The organism is Paraburkholderia sp. PAMB 6770 (genome assembly GCF_057748135.1).
Window position 1 is genome coordinate 1639719 of the sequence record NZ_CM173239.1, and the last position, 17136, is coordinate 1656854.

The following is a 17136-nucleotide window of genomic DNA, read 5'->3' on the forward strand; positions in this document are numbered from 1 at the left end:
TCACGCTCAGTACTTGCGCTGCGGCAGAATTTGCGCGGCGACGTCCATTGGGAAAATGGTTTCCTTCGTGACGATGCGCCGCGGCACCGGCTTGCCAGCCGCGATGTCCTTGACGGCGGCCATCAGTTGCGGTCCGAGCAGCGGGCTGCACTCGATGTCGACATTGATCTTGCCCGCAATCATCGCTTCAAAGCCGCCCTTGGTCGCATCGAACGACACGACGGTCACGTCCTTGCCGGGCTTCATGCCTGCCTCCTCCATCGCCTGGATCGCGCCGAGCGCCATGTCGTCGTTCTGCGCGTAGACGACATTGATCTTCTTGCCGTAAGTCTTCGCGAACGCTTCCATGACCTGCTTGCCGCCCGCCAGCGTGAAATCGCCGCTTTGCGACGCGATGATCCTGAACTTCGGATCTTTCTGGACGAGTGCCATCAGCCCGGCGTGGCGGTCGTTGGCCGGCGCGGAACCGACCGTGCCCTGCAACTCGACGACGTTGATCGGGCCCGGATCGTTCTTGTAGTGCTGTTCGAGCCAGTTCGCCGCGCGCTGCCCTTCGGCGAGGAAGTCCGAACCGATCATCGTCCGGTAAAGCGTCTTGTCCTTCACGTCGATCGAGCGGTCCGTCAGGATCACCGGAATGCCGGCGCGCTTCGCTTCGGTCAGCACCGGCTCCCAGCCCGTCTCGACCACCGGCGAGAACGCGATCACGTCGACGCGCTGTGCAATGTACGAGCGGATGGCCTTGATCTGGTTTTCCTGCTTCTGCTGTGCATCCGAGAACTTCAGGTTGATACCCGCGTCCTTCGCGGCCGACTTGACTGACTCGGTATTCGCGGTGCGCCACGCGCTTTCCGCGCCGACCTGCGAAAAGCCGAGCGTGATGTCCTTCGCGTTCGCGCTGGCAGCCGGCAGCACAGCACAGACAATCGCAGCGCCCAGCATGGCGGTGAGCGTCCGCCGTTTGATGCTTGTCATCGTTCTTCTCCTGTTGTTCCTGTTGTTGACGGCATGGTGAATCTTCGGTACCGCACGACCCCGCGAGCCGGCGCGACGACAGACGATGTCGCCGCGCAGGACGAAGTCACATCATAAGGACGACGAAATGTTTTCCTGTTTATCCATCACCCCTGATACGCCATCGGACGCCGGGCGCTCCGCCCGCCCCGCCGCACGCGAGCACACGCCGCCGACGCAGGGCTTCGCGTGCTGCATGCCCAATCCGCGCAGCGCGCCGGATTTGATATAGGCAGACTATATGTCGCGAACGGCGCCGGTGCGACTAGCGTTTTCCCGATGTTGCCCGTCTATATAGTCATTCTATTTATAACGCATAGCACGACATGTCCGTCCAATTTTCAGGAAAGTCAGTCATTCATGTTCGCTTCCCATGAAAATCAACCGACTAATTCCTATCCAGGCCTCACTATGCGCTTAATAAATAGTATTTCTATTTTGAATGAGTCTTGGACGGCATCTGATCGGCAGAGCAGCACCGTAAATGCAAATCGTTACTATTCTCATTGTTGTTGACGAAAACTAACCGCGCCGGTACGATGCAGCGCTGATCGACGGGCATCCCAAGGAGAAGCATGTGAACCCGATGCGGCGAGCCGCGCTGCCGGACGAAACGCAGGCAGGCGAGCGGGCGCGAGCTGAGGATATCGGCGCGCCTCCGTCGGCGCGTCACGCCGCCCCGGATCGCTATGACCGCGTCGCGCGATTTTTTCACTGGATCTTTGCCGCCGGCATCATCTATGCGAGCATCGCGGGCTATTCGCTCACCCGGATTCCCCACGGCCCCGTCCGCGACGCGCTGTCGCAACTGAACATGTCGATCGGCACCGTGCTCATCGCGCTCTTTCCGTTCCGGGTGGGCTGGAAACTGTGCCGCCGCGAACCTCGCGCGCTGCCCGGCGTGTCCGCCCGGCAGCAAGCGCTCGCGCACGTCGTCCATCGCGCGCTGTATGGATTGATCTTCGCTGTGCTTGCAAGCGGCTTCCTGATGGTCCCGAACGGCTACCCGTTCTTCGGCATGCTCAGGATTCACACGCCGTTCCAGCACGGCTGGCTGACCGACGATCTGTTTGCGGTGCATCGCGCCAGTTGCGCGCTGCTGGCGGGCGGCGTGATCCTTCATGTGCTCGCCGTCGTCAAGCACCAGCTGTTCGCGCGTCGCGCAGTGCTCAGCAGGATGCTCTGAGCATTCGGCCTTGCGCCGCGTTAGCCGCGATTGTCAGACGTTCGCCGCTATCGCCCCGCCATCCCTGCCCGGGCAAACGCCGGCGCGCGTGGCAGCGTCAGCGTGAACGTCGTGCCCGCGTCCGCGTCGGAGCTTACGCTGACCTCGCCGCCGTGCATCTGCACGATCTCGCGCACGATGTGCAGCCCGAGCCCCAGGCCTTCGCGCGGCCGTCCGCCCACCCCGCTTGCGCCGAACGCGGTGAAAAGCTGCGGCATCACGTCGGGGGCGATCACGCCGCGATTGTTCACGGCAACGCGGATCGGCCCGGCGGACACCGCATCCACGCTCACCCCCACCTCGCCGTGCGGGTCGCCGTGATGCAGCGCGTTGCTGACGAGGTTCGACACCGCCTGCCACAACAGATCCACGTCCCAGCGGCCTGTCGAGTCGCCTTCGCAGCGCAGTGCGAGCCGGCCCGCGTCGGCGCGCGACGCGAACTCGTCAAGCACGCCGCGGCACAGCGCCGCCAGCTCCGCCGCGCGCGGCTGCAACTGCAGCCGTCCGCCCTGCAGGCGCGCAAGATTCAGCAGCTGTTCGACCATCCGCGCCATGCGCAGCGCGCTGTTGCGGATGCGCGTCGCGGTCGCGCTCACCGGGTCGGCCGCCTCGACGCGCATCAGATACTCCGCTGACGCAAGCACCGCGCCGAGCGGGGTGCGCAGGTCGTGGCTCAGCACCGCCATCAGCATCTCGTTCGCTTCGAGCATCTGCCGCGCGGTCACCAGTTGCGCGGCCAGCTGACGCTTGTGCTGTTCGAGCTGCACGAACACTTCGACCTTCGAGCGCAGGATGCGCGGATCGAACGGCTTATACAGGAAGTCGACCGCACCCGCCTCATAGCCGAGGAACGTGCGCGACGCGTCTTGCGCCGTCGCGGTCAGGAAGATGATCGGCACATGCGAGGTGCGCGGGCTGCCGCGCATCAGCGCCGCGAGTTCGAAGCCGTTCATGCCCGGCATGTTGACGTCGAGAATCGCGAGCGCCACGTCATGGCGCAGCAGCAGGTCGAGCGCCGCGGTGCCGGAGCCGGCCACGAGCAGGTTGATCCCGGGGCGCTCGAGCGATGCCTGCAGCGCGGTGATGTTGTGCGCGATGTCGTCGACGAGCAGGATGTTCACAGGAAAAGTCGGCATCGGTTCGGTCATCATGAGCAGGAATGATCGGAGCGGTACGTCAGTTGCGCGAGGCGTCGCGCGAGCGTCGAGGGGGTCAGTATTTCGTCGGCCACGCCGCGTTCGATCGCCGCGCGCGGCATCGCCGGCGACGCGGCGCTGTGCGGCGCCTGCACCCATGTGCGGCCGCCGTGCGCGCGCACGGCTTCGAGGCCGCGCGCACCGTCGTCGTTCGCACCGGACAGCAGCACGGCGACGAGCCGCTCGCGGTACACGCGCGCGGCGGACTCGAACATCACGTCGATCGACGGCCGCGAAAAGCGCACTGCCGCCTCGGTCGACAGCGCCACCGTACGGTCGTCTTCCACCATCAGGTGATAGCCGGGCGGCGCGACGTGCACGCGGCCGCCGAGCACGCGCTCGCCCGCATCGGGTTCGATCACCGGCAGCGCGCTGCGGTAGCTGAAGGTCTGCGCGAGATAGCTCGGCGTATCGGCCAGCACGTGCACGACGACGATCACCGCCGGCGCGAAGCTGGCCGGCAGCGCCGCGATCAGCCCGTTGAGCACGTCGACGCCGCCCGCCGACGCGCCGATCGCCACGGCCTCGATGGGCGACAGGCTGCCGCCTGCGCGCACGCGTGCAGTCAGAGGCTTGCCATGCATGACGACACGCGCGGAAAAAGGGAGTTCGATCGCATGGCGGCGCTAGCGTTTCTGGTAGATGCGCTCGCGCGCGCAAAATTCGTCGAATGCCTCGAAGCGGCTCGAAAAGCGCAGCGTTTCGCGCGCGCCGAGGCCGAGAAAGCCGCGCCGCACCAGCGCGTGCTCGAACAGGCTGAGCGCGCGGTCCTGCAGCGAGCGGTCGAAATAGATCATCACGTTGCGGCACGACACGAGATGCGCTTCGAGAAACACTTCGTCGGTGGACAGGCTGTGATCCGCGAACACGACGCGCTCCTTCAGTCCGCCCGCAAACCGCGCGCTGCCATAGGCCGCGTGATAGTAGTCCGACAGCGAGCGCCGTCCGCCCGCGGCCAGATAGTTCTGCGAAAAGCCGGCAATGCGTTCGAGCGTGTAGATGCCGGCTTCCGCGCGCGCGAGCGCGTCGCGGTTGATGTCCGTTGCGTAGAACAGCGTGCGCTCGGTCAGCCCCTCTTCGTCGAACAGGATCTTCAGCGACCACAGCTCCTCGCCGGTACTGCACCCGGCCACCCAGACCTTCACCGACGGATACGTGCGCAGCACCGGCATCACATGGCGGCGCAGTGCGAGGAAATACGACGGATCGCGGAACATGTCGCTCACCTGTACCGTCAGGTACGCGAAGAGCCGCGCGAAATCGTCGGCGCTGCGCATGATGCGGTCCTGCAGCTGCGACAGCGTCGCGACCCCGAAGCCGTCGAGCGCCTGCTGCAGGCGGCGCCGCAGCGACGACATCGCGTAGCGGCGAAAGTCGTGCTGGTACTTCAGATAGATCGCTTCGAGCAGCAGCTTCAGCTCGATGTCGAAGTCGTCTTCGGACGCGGCGGCCGGCACGGTGGCGGATGGGTTCATCGGGGAGGTTCCTTGCGCGCTAGCGCTGCCGCAGCCACACGCGGCACAGCGACACCAGCTTGTCGACATCGATCGGCTTCGAGACATAGTCGTCGGCGCCGGCTTCGAGACAGCGGATGCGGTCGTTGGCCATCGCCTTCGCGGTGAGCGCGATGATCGGCAGCTGCGCGAAGCGCGCATCGCGGCGAATTTCGGCCATCGCGGTCAGACCGTCCATCTCGGGCATCATGATGTCCATCAGCACCAGATCGACCTCGGGGCCGTCCCTCAGCAGCGCGAGCGCCTCGCGGCCGTTGCGCGCGATCTGCAGCGTCGCGCCGAGCGGCTCGATCACGTGCGACAGCGCGAAGATGTTGCGCACGTCGTCTTCGGCCAGCAGGATCGTGCGGCCCTCGAACGCGTTGTCGCGCTGCCGCACGGTGCGCAGCATCCGCTGCTGCTCCGGCGCGAGCGACGACTCGACGCTGTGCAGGAACAGCGTCACCTCGTCGAGCAGGCGCTCCGGCGATTTCGCCCCCTTGATGATGATCGATTTCGAGTAGCGTCGCAGCCGGTGCTCTTCGTCGCCGGACAGCATCCGGCCGGTATAGACGATGACCGGCAGCGCATGGTGGGTCGCATCGGCCGCGAGTTTTTCGAGCAGATCGTAGCCGGTGCCGTCGGGCAGCGCGAGGTCGGTCACGACGCAGTCGAACGGCGCCGCGGCGAGCTCCGTATAGGCGCGCGCGAGCGTGTCGACCGCGACGATCTCGGTGTGCTCGCCCTGCAGCAGCGCGCGGATGCTCTCCCGCATTGCGCTGTCGTCCTCGATCACGAGCACGCGCTTCAGGCTCTGCTGCAGGCGCGCTTCCAGACGATGGATCGCGGCCTCCAGCGTCGAGCGCGCGGTCGGCTTGAGCGTGTAGCCGATCGCGCCGAGATGCAGCGCCTTGTCCGCGTGATCGGTCGCGGACACGATATGGATCGGGATATGGCGGGTCTGCGGATCGCTCTTCAGCCATTCGAGCACGGTCAGCCCCGAATGGTCCGGCAAGCCGACGTCGAGCAGCACCGCGGCCGGGCGCATCTCGCGCACCCGCGCGAGGCCGCTCGCCGCATCGGGCGCATGGACGAAATCGAAATCGAGTTCGTGGGTCAGATCGCGCAAAATCTGCGCGAACGCCGTATCGTCCTCGATCGCGAGAATCAGGCGGCTGCCGCGCGTGCGCGCGTGACGATCGTCGGCGATCGGCGCGCGCACGGACGTGTCGCGGGTATCGTCGGGTTCTGCTTCGGCTTCGGCTTCTGCGGCGGCGCGCGCGAACGACGCCGGCGGCGCGACGTGCCGCGCGTGGAAGACGGCATCCGCCGCCGGGCCGCCGCCCGGCGCACCGCTTGCGGCACCGTTCACGACACCGTTTGCAGCACTGTTTGCAGCACCGTTCACGGCCTCGTTCGCCGCGCTGCCGGTCACGGCGCGCGCGTCGGCCGGCAGCCACAGCGTGAACACGCTGCCCTTGCCGAGCTCGCTCGCCACCGTGATGCGCCCGCCGAGCAGCCGCGCGAACTCGCGCGAAATCGACAATCCGAGTCCGCTGCCGCCGTACTGGCGGCTCGTCGAGCCGTCGGCCTGCTGGAACGCCTCGAAGATCAGCTCCAGCTTGTCCCCGGCGATGCCGATGCCGGAGTCGCGCACCTCGAAACGCAGCATCCCCGCGTCGGCCGGCGCGACGGTGAGCGACACCTCGCCGCGCTCGGTGAACTTCACCGCGTTCGACAGCAGGTTGCGCAGGATCTGCACGACGCGCTGACTGTCGGTGACCACCGTCTCCGGCACGCCGGGCGCGCGGTCGAACGCGAGCTGCAGGTGCTTCGTCGCCGCGAGCGGCCCGAACGTCTCCTGCAGCGACTGGAGCGTCGCCGTCAGCGAGACGGTCTCCCACTCGATGTGGATCTGCCCGGCCTCGACCTTCGACAGATCGAGAATATCGTTGATCAGCGTGAGCAGATCGCTGTTCGACGCGTGGATCGTCTCCGCATAGCGCACCTGCTCGTCGGTCAGGTTGCCGGCGCGGTTCTCCTGCAGCAGCCGTGCGAGGATCAGCGAGCTGTTCAGCGGCGTGCGCAGTTCATGCGACATGTTGGCGAGAAACTCGGACTTGTAGCGGCTCGACTGCGCGAGCCGCTCCGCGTTGGTCGCCAGTTCGCTCTGCGCGCGCAGCAGATCGGCCTTTTGCCGTTCGAGCCGTTGCGCATATTCCTCGAGCTGCACGTTGGTCTGTTCGAGCTCGGCCTGCTGCGCTTCGAGACGCGTCTGCGATTCGATCAGCGCCCGGCCCCGCTCCTCGAGCCCTTCGTTCGATACGCGCAGCTCCTCCTGCTGCACCTGCAGTTCCTCGTTGAGCTGCTGGGTCTCGACGAGCGCATCCTGCAGGCGTTCGCGATACAGCGCGGCTTCCAGGAAGTCGCCCATCATGCTGGCAACCCGCTCCAGATACTCGTGGTCGCGCGCTTCGAGCGGGCGCAGAAAGCCCAGCTCGACCACGCCGTTGACGGTGCCGTCGCTTTCGAGCGGCAGCACGACAAGGTGAGTCGGCCGGCTGCCGCCGAGCGCCGACGCGACCCGCACGTAGTTCTCCGGCACGTCCTGCAGCACGCGCACGCGGCGCGCGTGCGCGACCTCGCCGACGAGCCCCTCGCCGCTGCCGAACGTTTGCGCGACCTGTCCGCTGTCGGCGGCGAATCCGTAGCTCGCGATGCGCCGCAGCACGCCGGATTCGCGGTCGCGCACATACAGTGCGCCCACCGCGACGCCGAGATAGTCGGCCAGAAATTCGAGCATCGCGCGGCCGACCTGCATCGACGTGGCCTGGCCGATCACGCGCTCGCCGAGCAGCCGCTGGCCCGAGCGCAGCCACACCTGCTCCTGCAACGCGCGGGTCTGCGCCTCCTGCTGCTGCACGATGCCGGCATACGTGCCCGCGAGCCCGAGCAGTTCGCGCCGCCCCAGCCACGCGAGCAGCGCGCCCGCCGTGATGCTGAACAGCACGAACACGCTGACGAGCAGCACCGCGACATGACGCGTCTCCTCGTCGCGCTGCTGGCGCAACTGCAGTTCGGTGTCGAGGAAGTTGGCGAAGAGTCGCCGCGTCTCGTCGAATTCGAGCTTGCCGCGTCCGCTCGCAACCACGGGTTCGACATTCTGGCCGTGGCGGTGCAGATCGATCATCTGCTGCGCGAAGCCTTCCCAGCGCTTTTGCAGCGCGCCGATCTGGCGCAGGCGGTCGACCTGCGGCGGGTTGTCCGCGACGAGCGAGGCGAGCGACGCGAGTTCGGTCACGAAGCGCGGCTGTCCGAGCTCGTAGGGCGCGAGAAACGTCTCGTCGCCCGTGATCAGAAAGCCGCGCAGCGACGACTCGCGATCGACGGCGAGCCGCAGCATCTCGTTCGCCTCGCCGATCACGCGCTCCGAGTGTTCGGCCCAGCTCATCGTATTCACGAGGTAAGCAATCAGCGCGACGAATACCGCCACCGTCAGCACGCCGATGCCGAGCGGCAGCGCGATGTTGCGGCGGATGATGCGGCGAAAGCGGTCTTGTTCGGCAGCGGGAATAGCGGACATTGTTCTTGTGTGATTCCTCGGGTCAGCATGCTCGGATCGGCAACAGCCCGCGATCCGCCGTGTGCGCCAGTCTGCGCGCAGCGCGTCGGGCGCGGCGCGCCACGTATGATACCTATGCGCACCGCGCTACGTCGACACGCGCCGCATACGGACGACGCTTCAGCCGCGTGCGCTGCGGGCAGCCACGCTGCACTGCACACTGAGCACCGCGCGTCTTGCACCTTGCACCTTGCACCGCGCACCTTGCACCGCGCACCTTGCACCGCGCACCGCGCACCGCGCACCGAGCACCGAGCACCGAGCACCGAGCACCGAGCACCGCGCGAGCGTGCAGCATTTACACAATGGCGACATTTCGCGTAGCGTTTCTTGCAACCCACACGCGTAGCGTTGTGCGATACGCACCTGCACCTGCACCTGCACCGGCGCCTACGCCTGCACCTGCACCTGCACCTGCACCGGCGCCCACGCCTGCACCTGCACCTGCACCTGCACCGGCGCCCACGCCTGCACGCACGACTACGCCCGGGCAGACGGGCCGGGGAACGGCCTCAGCCTGCCCTGTCTGCCCGCGGCTGGCGGCTGGCGGCTGGCGGCTCATGTCAACACGTGCCGACACATGCCGATGCTTGCCGCGCGCGGCCGCTGCGGCGTCGTCCGATGCGCGCGAGCCCGTCGCGGAGCAATCCGCGTGCCCATTGGCGTGGGTCGCCACGGCTGCTGCGACGCAGCGTGGCACGCGCCCGCATGCATCGGTGCGACCGCACGCGACGAGCGGGGAACGCAATTTGCTGCGGTGCATCGCCGTGCCGATCCCTTGACGATGCCTCCGCCATGTCCGCTCGCCTTCGATTCCGCCGCGCCCCCTGCGTCCGCCTGTGCGCGCTCGCGCTGCTGGCGGGCTGTGCCACACTTGCGCCCGCTTTCGCACAGTCCGCCCCCGCACTGTCCGCCGCCGCAGAGTCCGCCCCCGCCGCGCAAGCCGCCCGCGCGAAGCCGACGCGCGCATCCGCCAACCCGCTCGCCGCGCCGCCGCTGCCGCCGTCCGTCCCGTCCACCGCGCCGACGGCGTCCCCGGCACCGGCTGCGCGCGTGGCTTCGTCGGCTTCGTCGGCTTCGTCGGCTTCGTCGGCTTCGTCGGCTTCGTCGGCTTCGTCGGCTTCGTCGGCTTCGTCGGCTTCGTCGGCTTCGTCGGCTTCGTCGGCTTCGTCGGCTTCGTCGGCTTCGTCGGCTTCGTCGGCTTCGTCGGCTTCGTCGGCTTCGTCGGCTTCGGCAGCCACCGCAGCCACCCCCGAGCCGCCGTCGATCGCGCTCGGTCCGCTGTATCGCGACGTCGAACTCGCGCACCTGTACCCCGACAGCAAGACCTTCGCCGACATGAATCCCGACGCCCCGCCCGCGCAGATCGTCGCCGCCTATGCGCGCGCCCGCGTGGCGCCCGGCTTCAGCCTCGCCGCGTTCGTGCGGCAGCACTTCACGCTGCCCGCGCCGCCCGGCAAGCCCTACGTGTCCGATCCGGACCAGAACGTCGTCGCGCACATCGACACGCTCTGGAACGTGCTGCGCCGCAACCCGGCGCCGCCCGCCAGCCCGTGGTCGTCGCTGCTGCCGCTGCCCGCGCCGTACATCGTGCCGGGCGGCCGCTTCGACGAGATCTACTACTGGGACTCGTACTTCATCATGCTCGGGCTCGAACAGAGCGGCCGGCACGCGCTCGTCGACGACATGCTGAAGAACTTCGCGTCGCTGATCGACCGCTACGGCCATATCCCGAACGGCAACCGCAGCTACTATCTGAGCCGCTCGCAGCCGCCGTTCTTCGCGCAGATGGTCGCGCTCGCGGCGCATCGGAACGGCGCGCAGACGTACCTGCACGCGCTGCCCGAACTACGGCGCGAATACGCGTACTGGATGGCGGGCAGCGACACGCTCGCGCCCGGCCACGCGACGCGCCACGTCGTCAAGCTCAGCGACGGCACGCTGCTGAACCGCTACTGGGATGCCCGCGCGGCGCCGCGCGACGAGTCCTACCTCGAAGACGTCGAGACCGCGCGGCGCACCCCGCAGCGCGCGGCCACCGACCTGTGGCGCAACCTGCGCGCGGGCGGCGAGACCGGCTGGGATTTCAGCTCGCGCTGGTTCGCCGACGACAGGACGCTCGGCACGATCGACGTCACGTCGCTGATCCCGGTGGATCTGAACTGCCTGCTGTACCAGCTCGAACGCACGCTCGCCCACGCGTACCGCCTCAAAGGCGACGTGACGCGCGCCGAGAACCTCGAACAGCGCGCACAGGTGCGCGCCGCCGCGATCCGGCGCCTGCTGTGGGATCCGGCGCTGCATGCGTTCGGCGACTACGATTTCGCCGATGGCCGGCTCATGCACCGGCTCACCGCCGCGACCGTCTACCCGCTGTATGCGGGCATCGCGACGCGCGAGCAGGCGAACGCGGTGGCCGCGACGTTGCGGCGCGGGCTGCTGCGCCCGGGCGGCCTCGCGACCACCCAGGTCGACAGCGGCCAGCAATGGGGCGAGCCGAACGGCTGGGCGCCGCTGCAGTATCTCGCGGTGACGGGCCTGCGCCGCTACGGACAGCAGGCGCTCGCCCGCACGATCGCGACACGCTGGATCCGCACCAACGTCGCGTACTACGAGCGCACCGGCAAGCTGGTCGAAAAATACGATGTCGACGATCCGAATCCCGCCGTATCGGCGGGCGGCGGCGAATATCCGCTGCAGGACGGCTTCGGCTGGACCAACGGCGTGCTGCGGGTGCTGCTCGCGCAATATCCGGACGCCGTCGACGTGCGCGCAAGCAGCCCCGCCAGCGCGGCGGCGGCCCCGTCCCACTGAACGCGCGCCGGTCTGCGCGTCGGTCTGCGCGTCGGTCTGCGCGTCGATCTGCGCGTCGATCTGCGTGCCGGTCTGCGTGCCGGTCTGCGCGCCGGTCTGCGTGCCGGTCTGCGCGCCGGTCTGCCCGCCGGTCCGCGCGTCGTCCGCGCGCAACACGCGGCGATTGCACCGAAAGCTGTATGGATGTACAGTATTTCCCATGATCTTTCGTTGCCGTGTAGCGGCACGTTCAGGGAGCGGGTTTATGGACATGCGCGTTCGTACGCTGGTCGGCCATCCAATGCCCGAGATGGCCGCTTTCATTGCGGAACTGAAGGCCGCGTTCGGCGAGCAGCCTGTCGAGGCCGCGATCAACCGCGGCAAGGCGGGCGAGCCCACCTTCCACGCCACGGAGAACGGCCGCTCGGTCGGCACCGCGGCGCCGCCTCCGGCAAGCGTCTGGCGTGTCGACCGCGCGGTGCGCGACCGTCACTGGTGCGCCGGCTGTGACGGATCGTGCGTCGGTACCGGCCGGCGCTGCCGCGCGGGCTAGCATGCGGCACAATAAGGGGGTGCCGCGGCGTGGAAACATCCGTCGGTGCGGTGCGCACGCCATCATGACCAGGAGAACAGGATGCTTCGAGCGTTGAGCGCGGGTGCGGTGTTGTGTCTGCTCGCGTCCACAGCCGCCGCTAGCGGCCACTATGTCGAAATCTGGAATCCGCCCGAAGCGCGCGCCATGCAGCCGCTCAGGAAAGGGCGGGTGAAAATCGGCAAAGCGCTGCTGCACGGGCACAGCCTGTCGAGAGTCAAACCGCACCGCGTCGCCGCGCCGCTCATCAAATCGCCCGCCTCGCCCCACACTGGCGACGGCGACAGCAACTGGCGCATCGGTCCGCGCTTTCACCATCTCCCGCCGGTCATCACGCCCGAAGGCAACGTGCTGCGTGTCAGCGACCGCCGCATGACCGTGCAGGTGACGCATTGAAAAGCACCCGCGGCACGGCACTTGCCCGTGCACGCATCCTCCCGCCCGGAGCACGCGCTGCCCAGGCCACGCGTCGGTCGGAGGCCGCGCAGCAGGTCGCCGGGCCGCCGTCCGCGCCGAGACGAAAAATGGAACCTGAACGGTACAAGGGCTACGAGATCTGGGGCCATGCGATTATCCAGGACGGCGGCTATGCGGCCGGCGGCACGGTGACGCGCGCCGGCAAACTGATCGAAGGGTCAGGCGTGCTCGGCCGCTTCAGCACCGACCAGGATGCACGCCTCGCCGGGCTCGACTGGGCCCGTGCGTGGATCGACAGCCACGGCTAGGCCTTGCGGTGACGCCGGCGGCGACACGCGCGACAACACGCGTGGCGTGCGGGCCACCGCGTTTGACAGCCGAGTCGCGCCGATCTGAGCGGGCCTGGCTCACGTGCGCGCCACCCCGCGCCACCCCGCGCGCCCCATGTGCATCACCCATTCACGCCACCGACCGATCCGCGCAAAGCGCCGTTCGCCGCGCTATCGGCTCGGTCCGCAATCCCAACCAGCCGCTTCACGCTTCCCGCTTCGCCTGGGCGGCAGCCCCTTCCCGGGTATCCTGCCCGCTGAAAATCCATCTCCCGCGTGCCATCGGGACAAAATCGTCTTTTAGTTCGCATTCCTTATTTTAAAAGTTCCATAGATCGCTCAAGTGCCGCACATAGGCGCCCGCACAGCGCACGCCTGAAAGAATTGGTTGCAAATTCGCTTTCCGTGCCCTACTTCGCTTTAAGCCTGCGTTAATAGTCACTTGCCAGGATGATTGCACGGCGTCCCACCGGCGCCGCGTTTCCGCAGCCGCCTCCGGGACGGCTCGCCGGCTGCGGGCCCACTCCGCTTCGAAGAGGTCAACATCGTCATGGCCAGCCATTCGCCTCACCGCAAACGCAGCCAACCTGCGATGTCGCCGCTGCTGCGCGCGCTCACGTTCAGCCGCGCCGCACACGGCCCCGTCACGCAGGCCATGCTCCTGCAGTCATACTGCGCGCTCGATGCATTCCGGCGCGGCCACGGCTCGCGGGATCTGTTCATGCAGCTCGGCCGGCATCTGCTGGTCGCCGAGGAGCTGTGCCGGCTCGGCTACGCCAGCGACGCGCTGCCGTGCATCGAAGCCGCCCACGACGCCATGGTCACGCTCGACGCAGGCGAACTCGCGCAGCACGGCTGGGACCTGCGCGAAGACCCGTATGCGCGGCTCCGCGCGGCGCTCGCCGTCTTCGATGCACAACTGGCCGACGCGTCGCTCGACGCGATCGCGCACGCCGAAGCGCGGATGGTCGCGGGTCTGCTGCGCGTGAGCAGCGCGCTCGCGCCGGTCGAAGCATCCGCCTGACAGGCGAGGTCGGGGGCGCGAGGCCGCGCCCCGCCGCGACGGCGCGCATCGCCCAGCGCACACGGCCTCGCTCGCCACGGCGTCGCCCGGCGCGTCAGAACTGGTAGTTGATCGCCAGATCGAGCACGGCATTCGACGAGCGCTGCGTGACCGGGCTCGCCGCGGCGCCGCCGACCAGTTGTTCGAGCGCCAGATCGCAGGTCGCAAACCAGTGTTTCTGGAAGAACCAGACCGCCGACACGCCGAATCCGGCCGCCTTCAGCCCCGCGCTCGCATGGTAGTACGGATAGCGCGAATCCATCGCCTGTTGCGAGTCGACGCCAAACCACGCGTTCATGTATTTCGAATCGGCAAACGTGAGGCTCGGCCCGGCAAACCAGAAGAAGGTCTTCGAGCTTCCGGGCAGCGGCATGTAAGCGCCCAGGTCCCCCACCCAGCCATTCGAGCCGCCGAAGCTGCGGCGGATGTCCGCGCGCAGCACGAGCGGAAACGACTTCGACACGACGTAGTCGCCGGCAATCTTCAGTTCGGGCGCGGGGTTGATGTTGCCCATGCCGTGCAGTTCATCGTCGTCGTCCTGGCCGCGCCGGCCGAGGTCGTACGCGGCGCCGATGCTGATGCGCCAGTTCGGCCCGCGCAGCACGTTCACGCCAATCCCCTCGCCGGTCGACGCGAAGAACAGATCGCGATAGCGCACGTCGAAGACCGGGCCGCCTTCGATGTGGTAGCGCACCCCACCGTCATAGCGCGGCTGGAAAGCGGCCGCCGCGCCGAGCTGGACCTGCCAGTCGGGCATATTCGGCTGAAACAGCTTCTGCAACGGCACGCCCGCCGAGTACTGCCATTCGGCGAGCGGCGCGGGCGTTTGCGCGCGTACCGTCCCCGACGTGATCGCGAGCCCGGCGATCGTCGCGGCGGCGAACAGCGGCGCGGCGCCTGCGCGCGACAATGGCAATGCCTGGTCCTGACGCCGCGGCGCCCCCTTCTTTCGACTTTTCGACACCTGTCCTCCGATCGCCCGACGGCGCACTGGGATTGACGGTCCGCGCCGCATCGCCGGCCTGTCAAACCGGCAGCCGCGACGCGTCGCGCAGTCGTTTCCCCGCCGGCAAGCCATCCGGAGCCGGCGTGGAAACGGCGTCCGCGCGCCGACGGCTCCGGCCAGGCGGCGAACATGCCGCCCGGGGCCGCGTCACGGACGGCTCATACCGTCGCAAAATCCGGGCCCGAACGGCGTCTTCCTCGCGGCCGGCGTACGCGGCATCGCACCCGCCTATTGCCCCGTCCGCCCCGCTCCCGCCACCAGCACCGGCTGGTCGCGATATAGCGCCGGAAACAGGCGCTTCAGATTCGCAACCTTCGGCAGATCGTTGATCGCGATGTACAGCGAACCCGGATGCAGCGTGAGGTAATTCTGGTGATACGACTCTGCCGCGTAGAACCCCTTGAACGGCTCGACGCGCGTGACGATCGGCGCGTCGAACGCATGCGCCGCGTCGAGCTGCGCGATATAGCGCTGCGCGATCTGCTGCTGCGTCGCGTTCTGCGGAAAGATTGCCGAGCGATACTGCGTGCCGTGGTCCGGGCCCTGATAGTCGAGTTCGGTCGGATCCTGCACCACCGAGAAATACACCCGCAGAAGCTGTCCATAGGTGATCTTCGACGGATCGTAAGTAATCTGCACCGATTCCGCGTGTCCGGTTTCGCCGGTACTCACCATCTCGTAGTGCGCGGTGCTGCGCGCGCCGCCGCTATAGCCGGCCAGCGCCTGCCTGACGCCGCGCACGTGCTGGAACACGCCTTGCACGCCCCAGAAGCATCCGCCGGCAAGCACGGCCGTTTCGTCGTGCGCGGACGCCGGCTGCAGCGGTTCGTCGAACGCGGGTGCCGGCAGCACCGGCGCCGGCGGCTCCGGGTCGGCAGGCCAGGCCGGGCGCTGCGCGAACAGCAGCGCGCCGGCGCACGACGCGGCAGCGAGCGCGCCGAGCGTGACGCGTGCGCCGTACGCGCGGCGCACGCGGGATATCGCGCGCGCTGTGCCGCGCGAGATGAGCAGTCTGATCGGTTTCATCATGTCAATCCTCGTCCAGGTGAGAGGGCCGGCGGCGCGTCGTGCACGGGTGACCGGAATGGGCCCCGGCCCGGACCGCGACGACGCGTCCGGACGCAGGCCTCATGCTTGGTCGCGTGAACGTCGCCGTTATGACAGCGGCCAGCGCGGTCTTGCCGTTGGTCAGGCTGTCGCTTTTGCTGTCGCTTTTGCTGTCGCTCTTGCTGTCGCTTTTGCTGTCGCTCTTGCTGTCGCTCTTGCTGTTAGCCAGGCCGTCGCGCCTGCAAACGCTCCCGCAGACCGCGCGTGCACCGCTTCGATACGCGCCCGCGGCCCGTGCGCGCATCCCGCCGCCCTTACCCGCCGCGCGCCGGCGCCAGTTGCTCGCGCAGGAATCCCGTCAACGCGCGGATCGTCGTCGAGCCTTGCCGGTGTTGCGGATACACCGCGTACAGCGCCGACGCGCGCGGCAGATACGGGTCGAGCACCGGGACCAGTTGCCCCGCCTTCATCGCGGCGGCAACGATGAAATCCGGCAGCAGCGCGATCCCGAGCCCGGCCATTGCGGCATCGCGAATCAGCTCGCCGTTATTGCTGCGCAGCGGCCCCCGCACCTCGACGTGGCGGCGCGCGCCGTCGACGGCAAACTCCCAGCTTGCGGGCCCGCCGTGGCCGTAAGCGAGACACGCGTGGCGCGCGAGGTCGGCGGGCGTCGCCGGCGCGCCGCGCCGCCGCAGATACTGCGGGCTGCAGCACGCGAGCATCCGCACGTCGCCGAGCTTCTGCGCGACCAGCGTCGAGTCGGCCAGCGTGCCGATGCGGATCGCCATGTCGAAGCCCTCGCCGACCACGTCGACGAGCCGGTCGCTCAGCTCCATGTCGAAGCGCACGTCCGGATAGCGCTGCAGAAACGCGGCCACCAGCGGCGACAGATGCAGCACGCCGAACGACATCGGCGCGCTGATCCGCAGCAGCCCGTGCGGCGCGGCGCGCTGCAGCGACATGGCCTGCCCGGCGTCCTCGACCTCGGCGAGAATCCGCTTCGCGCGCTCGTAAAACGTCTGACCGAGCTCCGTCACTGCCAGTTTGCGCGTATTGCGCACCAGCAGGCGCACGCCGAGCGCCGCTTCGAGCGCCATCACGCGCCGGCTGACGAACTGCTTGGACAGCGCCAGCCGGTTCGCGGCGGTCGTGAAGCTGCGCGCGTCGACTGTCGCGACGAAGATTCGCATGTCATCGAGCTGCATCGGGAGAACGGTTGCCTGCGGTCGGATTGTCTACAAGGATAGGACAGTGTTTCCTTTCCGTGCCCGATTATGACAGCATCGATTGACGTACACTGCCTGCCATCGATCGCGGGCGCCGCCGCCGCGCGGTCCTA

14 protein-coding genes are annotated in these 17136 nt (G+C 68.0%); 6 read left to right on the top strand and 8 right to left on the bottom strand.

The genetic code is table 11. The annotated features are described in order from the left end of the window. Window positions 1-6: 6 nt before the first annotated feature. Entirely contained in the window at window positions 7-942 is a 936-nt protein-coding gene (locus AC3AP7_RS24695; RefSeq protein WP_487365007.1) for an ABC transporter substrate-binding protein, read from the bottom strand. Between the two features lie 658 nt (window positions 943-1600). Here AC3AP7_RS24695 and AC3AP7_RS24700 point away from each other — a divergent pair. After that, on the top strand, window positions 1601-2200 hold the full coding sequence (locus AC3AP7_RS24700; protein WP_487365008.1) for a cytochrome b: 600 nt from the start codon (window positions 1601-1603) through the stop codon (window positions 2198-2200). Between the two features lie 47 nt (window positions 2201-2247). Here AC3AP7_RS24700 and AC3AP7_RS24705 read toward each other — a convergent pair whose 3' ends face one another. The 4 genes from AC3AP7_RS24705 to AC3AP7_RS24720 are packed head-to-tail and all read right to left on the bottom strand — an operon-like array spanning window position 2248 to window position 8511. Further along, a complete protein-coding gene (locus AC3AP7_RS24705) occupies window positions 2248-3375 on the bottom strand; it encodes a hybrid sensor histidine kinase/response regulator (protein ID WP_487362932.1) in 1128 nt (375 codons plus the stop codon). A gap of 11 nt (window positions 3376-3386) precedes the next feature. Beyond that, entirely contained in the window at window positions 3387-4019 is a 633-nt protein-coding gene (locus tag AC3AP7_RS24710) for a chemotaxis protein CheB (RefSeq protein ID WP_487362933.1), read from the bottom strand. A gap of 42 nt (window positions 4020-4061) precedes the next feature. Beyond that, entirely contained in the window at window positions 4062-4910 is an 849-nt protein-coding gene (locus AC3AP7_RS24715; protein ID WP_487362934.1) for a CheR family methyltransferase, read from the bottom strand. 19 nt (window positions 4911-4929) lie between these two features. Further along, window positions 4930-8511, bottom strand: coding sequence for a response regulator (locus tag AC3AP7_RS24720; RefSeq protein ID WP_487362935.1), 3582 nt, complete (start codon window positions 8509-8511; stop codon window positions 4930-4932). 834 nt (window positions 8512-9345) lie between these two features. Between AC3AP7_RS24720 and treA the strand changes: the two genes are divergently transcribed. From treA to AC3AP7_RS24745, 5 genes are all read left to right on the top strand, one after another. Next, the gene (gene treA, locus AC3AP7_RS24725; protein ID WP_487362936.1) at window positions 9346-11364 is read left to right on the top strand and encodes an alpha,alpha-trehalase TreA; all 2019 of its coding nucleotides are present in this window, start codon (window positions 9346-9348) and stop codon (window positions 11362-11364) included. 244 nt (window positions 11365-11608) lie between these two features. After that, window positions 11609-11896 carry a hypothetical protein gene (locus AC3AP7_RS24730; RefSeq protein ID WP_487362937.1) on the top strand — a complete coding sequence of 96 codons (288 nt, stop codon included), beginning with the start codon at window positions 11609-11611 and terminating at the stop codon, window positions 11894-11896. Window positions 11897-11977: 81 nt separating this feature from the next. Then, entirely contained in the window at window positions 11978-12331 is a 354-nt protein-coding gene (locus AC3AP7_RS24735; protein WP_487362938.1) for a hypothetical protein, read from the top strand. A 128-nt stretch (window positions 12332-12459) separates the two neighbouring features. After that, complete coding sequence (locus AC3AP7_RS24740; RefSeq protein ID WP_487362939.1) at window positions 12460-12660, top strand: DUF6566 family protein; 201 nt, start codon at window positions 12460-12462, stop codon at window positions 12658-12660. 571 nt (window positions 12661-13231) lie between these two features. Beyond that, window positions 13232-13705, top strand: a complete 474-nt coding sequence (locus AC3AP7_RS24745) for a hypothetical protein (protein WP_487362940.1) — start codon at window positions 13232-13234, stop codon at window positions 13703-13705. 94 nt (window positions 13706-13799) lie between these two features. Here the strand turns inward: AC3AP7_RS24745 and AC3AP7_RS24750 are convergent, their stop codons facing one another. The 3 genes from AC3AP7_RS24750 to AC3AP7_RS24760 all read right to left on the bottom strand — a co-directional run bounded on the left by AC3AP7_RS24750 (window position 13800) and on the right by AC3AP7_RS24760 (window position 17002). Further along, complete coding sequence (locus AC3AP7_RS24750) at window positions 13800-14708, bottom strand: MipA/OmpV family protein (RefSeq protein ID WP_487362941.1); 909 nt, start codon at window positions 14706-14708, stop codon at window positions 13800-13802. 270 nt (window positions 14709-14978) lie between these two features. Continuing rightward, on the bottom strand, window positions 14979-15776 hold the full coding sequence (gene msrA / locus AC3AP7_RS24755; RefSeq protein WP_487365009.1) for a peptide-methionine (S)-S-oxide reductase MsrA: 798 nt from the start codon (window positions 15774-15776) through the stop codon (window positions 14979-14981). 335 nt (window positions 15777-16111) lie between these two features. Then, window positions 16112-17002: a LysR family transcriptional regulator gene (locus AC3AP7_RS24760; protein ID WP_487362942.1), complete on the bottom strand. Its 891-nt coding sequence runs from the start codon at window positions 17000-17002 to the stop codon at window positions 16112-16114. Between the last annotated feature and the right edge of the window lie 134 nt (window positions 17003-17136).